This is a genomic window from Bacteroides sp. NSJ-48 (assembly GCF_014287405.1).
GTDB lineage: Bacteria > Bacteroidota > Bacteroidia > Bacteroidales > Bacteroidaceae > Bacteroides > Bacteroides stercoris.
In genome coordinates this window covers 1-922 of record NZ_JACOOD010000114.1, presented here as the reverse complement: position 1 = coordinate 922, position 922 = coordinate 1, and the positions used below count along the sequence as shown (strand labels likewise).

The window sequence follows — 922 nt, the reverse complement described above, 5'->3', positions numbered from 1 at the left end:
GAGCAGAGCAGTTCTTTGGCTCTCCGCTTGTATTGTCTAAGCCTATGATTCAGTTCTATCGTCCTGTTTCCTTTTGCTTTAAAACAGCGGCATCGCAGGGGACAGCCTTCACACCTGACAGCTCTGTACCGTGCATTTTCGCTGACATATCCGGATGCGGTTTTCACATTCCTGGTGCCTATCCTCCGCATCCTTTGCCCCATAGGGCAGATGCAGAAGTCATGTTCTTCATTGTAGTAGAAGTTTTCGGCCTTGAACGGGTCCGGTTTGAATCTCGGCCGCTGCTCCATGTGGAAATAGTTGTACTTTACGTAGGCTTCCATGCCGTTTTCGGACATGAAGCGGTAATTCTCTTCGGAGCCATAGCCGGAATCAGCAACCACCGTATGGGCCATCCGGTCATACCTGTTTGAAAAAGATTGCAGGAAAGGAATCAGGGTCAGTGTATCCGTAGGGTTCGGGAAGAGTGCAAAATCGGTGATGAACTGATTTTCGGTGCCGATTTGAAGGTTGTAACCGGGCTTCGTCTGTCCGTTGCGCATGGCATCCTCCTTCATTCTCATAAAAGTAGCGTCCTTGTCCGTCTTGGAATAGGAATTCCTCTCTTGCAGCGTTTCCAGATGGCAGTCAGTCGTATTCCTGCAGTTTGTCCCTGTGTTCTTCCAGTTCCTTCAACTGTTTGTGTTTCTTTTTCAGTTCAGTCTTTTCCTCTTTCGCGGATGGCTCGGAAACCTGTTCCAGTGCATGACGCAATTCTCCTGCCATTTCAGTCAGCATGGCCGGAGTGAACTCAACCTCCTCATTGTTCTCTGATGACTTCTCCCGGGCAATGACATCGTCTATCTGCCCTAACAGGACATGTATCTTCTTCATCAGGCGTTCACGGTTCCGCTCAACCGTTTTTCGCCAGACGAAAGTGTAC

The 922-nt window shown here is 49.2% G+C and carries 1 pseudogene; it reads right to left on the bottom strand.

The window, feature by feature from the left end:
* Window positions 1–922 (bottom strand): annotated as a pseudogene (locus H8S52_RS19710) (transposase); the annotation flags it as partial.